This is a genomic window from Synechococcus sp. R60.1 (assembly GCF_047461835.1).
Classification (GTDB): Bacteria; Cyanobacteriota; Cyanobacteriia; order Thermostichales; family Thermostichaceae; genus Thermostichus.
The window spans coordinates 1-4,104 of record NZ_JANSIA010000141.1 but is presented as its reverse complement, the minus strand read 5'-3'; the positions used below and the strand labels follow the sequence as shown (position 1 = coordinate 4,104).

Sequence of the window (4,104 nt, the reverse complement as noted above, 5' to 3'; positions counted from 1 at the left end):
GATGGCGCCGCAGGACCAGCCCCATGAGCGCTTTGAGTTCCCTGAAGAAGTCCTCCCCCGCGGCAATGCGCTCTAAACCCACTGAGCTCGCTCGACTTTAGCTGCGGTAGATCCCTAGAGATCTGCTCTGTGAGGATGAGCGCTTGCCCAAGGGATCCCCTGCCGCGGATCCCAGTGGACAGGGAGCCCAACGGCAGGCGCTCGCGTTAACTAAACTTTTTTTGGTGTCTCTTGTTCCTGACTATCATTGGAGGTTGGTCTCTGTGACCTCGACAACATTTGGTTCTGCAGTGGTGCAAGATCGCACCCAAGGCGGATTTGCCTGGTGGGCTGGGAATGCCCGCTTGATTAATCTCTCCGGTCGGCTTTTGGGCGCCCATGTGGCCCACGCTGGCCTGATCGTCTTCTGGGCGGGGGCGATGCTGCTGTTTGAGGTGGCTCACTTCACGCCGGATCGGCCTATGTATGAGCAGGGCCTGATCCTGATGCCCCACGTGGCCACTCTGGGCTGGGGGGTTGGCCCGGGCGGCGAGGTGATTGACACCTACCCCTACTTTGTCATCGGGGTGCTGCACCTGATCTCCAGCGCCGTGCTGGGGTTGGGGGGCATTTATCACGCCATTCGCGGCCCAGAAACTCTGGAGCAGTCTTTCCCCTTCTTCGGCTACGACTGGAAAGACAAGAACAAGATGACCACCATCCTGGGGATCCACCTGATCCTGTTGGGGTTGGGGGCTTTCCTATTGGTGGCCAAGGCCATGTGGTTTGGCGGTGTCTATGACACCTGGGCTCCAGGGGGTGGCGATGTGCGGGTAATTACCAACCCCACCTTGAACCCCGCTGTGATCTTCGGCTACCTGTTTAAATCTCCTTTTGGTGGGGAAGGCTGGATCATCAGCGTCGACAACATGGAGGATGTAATCGGCGGCCACATCTACATTGGCATCATCTGCATTGCCGGTGGGATTTGGCACATCCTCACCAAGCCCTTTGGTTGGGCTCGCCGCGCCTTTATCTGGTCTGGGGAGGCCTATCTCTCCTACAGCTTGGCGGCGGTTTCGCTGATGAGCTTCATTGCCACCTGCTACATCTGGTTCAACAACACCGTCTACCCCAGCGAGTTCTACGGCCCCACTGGCCCAGAAGCCTCGCAAGCGCAAGCCCTCACCTTCATCGTGCGCGACCAGCGCCTGGGGGCGAACATTGGCCAAGCCCAAGGTCCCACCGGTCTGGGTAAATACCTGATGCGCTCCCCCACGGGCGAGATCATCTTTGGCGGTGAGACGATGCGCTTCTGGGATGTGCGGGCTCCCTGGAAAGAGCCGCTGCTGGGCCCCAATGGCCTGGACTTGGATAAGCTGAAGAACGACATCCAACCTTGGCAAGCCCGCCGTGCAGTGGAGTACATGACCCATGCGCCGCTGGGATCCCTGAACTCGGTGGGGGGTGTGGCTACTGAAATCAACACGGTGAACTTCACCAGCCCCCGCACCTGGTTGGCTGCTCACAACTTCATCTTCGGCTTCCTGTTCTTTGTCGGCCACCTGTGGCATGCCGGTCGCGCTCGCGCTGCCGCTGCTGGCTTTGAGAAAGGGATCAGCCGCGAGAACGAGCCGGTTTACCGGATGAAGCCGATCCGATAAGGGCATAAGTCCCTCTGGAATGTACCTTTGGCCCCCCTTGCCGGGGGCCTTTTTTTGGGCATCCCCCCCTCAAGGATTGGCAGAAAGAAAGTTTGGGGTGGAAACTGAAGAGCACCGAGTCATCAGAGCAGATGCACAAGATCCCTGTTACCGTCATCACCGGATTTCTGGGATCCGGCAAGACCACGGTGATCCGTCACCTTTTGCTCAACAACCAGGGCCGCCGCATTGCCGTGTTGGTTAACGAGTTTGGCGAAGTGGGCATCGACGGCGAGTTGCTGCGGGATTGCCAACTGTGTGAGGGGGAGGGATCCATCCCCATTCTGGAGCTGGCCAACGGCTGTCTCTGCTGCACGGTGCAGGAGGAGTTTTTGCCCACCATGGAAGCTTTGTTGCAACGGCGGGCAGAGCTGGACTGCATCCTGATCGAGACTTCAGGACTGGCCTTGCCCAAGCCCCTGGTGCAGGCTTTCCGCTGGCCCACCATTCGTACAGGCGCCACGGTGGATGCGGTGATTACGGTGGTGGATGGTCAGGCTCTGGCCTCTGGGCAACTGGTGGGGGATCCGGCGGCCCTGGAGGCGCAGCGGCAGGCTGACGAAAGTTTGGACCATGAGACTCCGCTTGAGGAATTGTTTGAGGATCAGTTGAGCTGTGCCGATTTGGTGGTGCTCACCAAGGTGGATCAGATTACCCAAGAGGAGCAAGCTCGGGTGGAAAGCTGGCTGCGGCACCACTTGCGCCCTGAGGTTCAAATCCTCCCTTGTGAGCGGGGGCAGGTTCCTCCAGAAGTGCTCTTGGGCTTTAATGCAGCGGTGGAAGACCAGCTCGAGCGCCGCCCCAGCCACCACGATCACGGGGAGGAGCATGAGCACGAAGCTTTTGAGTCTTTCTACCTCAGCTTGGAGGGAGGTTATGAGCCGGGATCCCTGGTGGCTCAGCTACGCCGGTTGGCCCAAGAGGAATGCCTTTACCGGATCAAAGGATTTGTGGCCGTTCCCCACAAGCCGATGCGCCTGGTGCTGCAGGGGGTGGGATCCCGATTTGAAACCTACTACGACCGCCCCTGGCGACCCCAGGAGCCGCGCTTGACCCGACTGGTGCTGATTGGGCAAAACCTCAACCGCGAGCGCATTGCCGCCCAGCTCCAGGCCTTGGCCATCAGAGAAACGGTGGCCCCCACCGGCTGATCCCTGTCGGAGGCGAGTGGGATCCCTTGGGTCCTCGGCTCTCATCCCCCCGTCCCAGAGGGAAAGGAAGCAGCGTCCAGTTCTACTGTTACTCAAAGGTGGTCTAGAGGTAGGTATCCAAAAGAGAGGCCACGGTGGGGAAGTGGCAGCGCAAACCCAGGGTTTCTGGGGAAATGGCCGGGTAAACAAAATGGCGCTGGCGCAGACAGAACTCATCCCAGGCTGAAAGCCGCACCCGAAATAGAAAGGCCAAGCCGCGAACGAGAGCCGGGGGCAGAGGCACTCGGAAATAGATCCGTTTTTTGAAATAAGCACACATCTGTTCCACACATTCATCCCAGGAGACGGGGGGATTGCCCAACACCCAATCGCCGCCACCAGGCAGATGGGCCACCCAATAGGCCACCATCTCGGCCACATCGGCAGCGTGGATAAAGTGGAAGCTGGCATCCACCCGCAAAAAGCGGATCAGATCCAGCCAGCGGAGAACGTCCTTGAGGCCGGCAGTGATGTGGGAGTAGGGGTGGTGAGGGCTGCCGCCAAAGAGCAGGGTGGGATAAAGGGTGAGCAGGCGCTCCGGCCAGAAGCCGCTTTCCTGCCGCCGCAGCAGCATCTCGTACTTGCTGCGGATGTAGTCGGTGCCGGCCCGTCCGGCAATGGCCAAAGGCTCCAGGTCCTGGTTCAAAAGGCTGGCCGTGGAAAAGTAGATCACCTGCTGACAGCGCTCCGGATCCAACAACTGAAAGAGCTCCAGGGTGTGGGTAACATTCACGGCCCAAGCCAGGGCGGGATCCCCCCAAGCTGCCGCCATGTGGATCAGCCCATCCATCTGGCGCAGCAGAGCGGCGTGTTCCCGGATGCGCAGGAGATCGCCGGGTACTAGGGTGATAGGGGCGGGCAGCCGTTCTAGGGGCAGCCGCAGGCGGCTGGTCTCGCGGATGAGAACGTACAGGTGGTAGGCGGGCCGCTCCGGAAACTCGGGATCCCTTTGCTGGGCCAGGCGCTCCAACACATAGTGCCCCAGGCAGCCGCTAGCGCCGGTAAGAAACAGGTTTCGCAAGAGGTCTTCCCAACGGGACTCGATGAAAAAAGCTTCTGACTAGTGTACCGCCTCAGCTTCCGTCTGCCGGAATTCCCCTGTAGGAGAGCCGCTCGACTTGGCAAACCCCACACTGGAAATCTGGCCGCAAGGATGTCAGCTAGAAATCGCAGGAGCCCCGCACTGTACCCGTAGGGTCAGTGCCGGGAGGAATGCGCTTTGATGAAGTACA

At 59.9% G+C, this 4,104-nt stretch carries 3 protein-coding genes and 1 pseudogene; 3 read left to right on the top strand and 1 reads right to left on the bottom strand.

What is annotated here, in order from left to right; translation table 11 throughout:
• From NW834_RS13430 to cobW, 3 genes and pseudogenes are all read left to right on the top strand, one after another.
• Positions 1-76 (top strand): annotated as a pseudogene (locus NW834_RS13430) (photosystem II protein D2); the annotation flags it as partial.
• 187 nt (positions 77-263) lie between these two features.
• Positions 264-1,643 (top strand): photosystem II reaction center protein CP43, encoded by a 1,380-nt coding sequence (psbC, locus tag NW834_RS13425; RefSeq protein WP_369791763.1) that lies wholly within the window; start codon positions 264-266, stop codon positions 1,641-1,643.
• Positions 1,644-1,774: 131 nt separating this feature from the next.
• Positions 1,775-2,833 (top strand): cobalamin biosynthesis protein CobW, encoded by a 1,059-nt coding sequence (gene cobW, locus NW834_RS13420; RefSeq protein WP_414351639.1) that lies wholly within the window; start codon positions 1,775-1,777, stop codon positions 2,831-2,833.
• Positions 2,834-2,936: 103 nt separating this feature from the next.
• Here cobW and NW834_RS13415 read toward each other — a convergent pair whose 3' ends face one another.
• Positions 2,937-3,893, bottom strand: a complete 957-nt coding sequence (locus NW834_RS13415) for an NAD-dependent epimerase/dehydratase family protein (protein WP_414419412.1) — start codon at positions 3,891-3,893, stop codon at positions 2,937-2,939.
• Positions 3,894-4,104 lie beyond the last annotated feature (211 nt).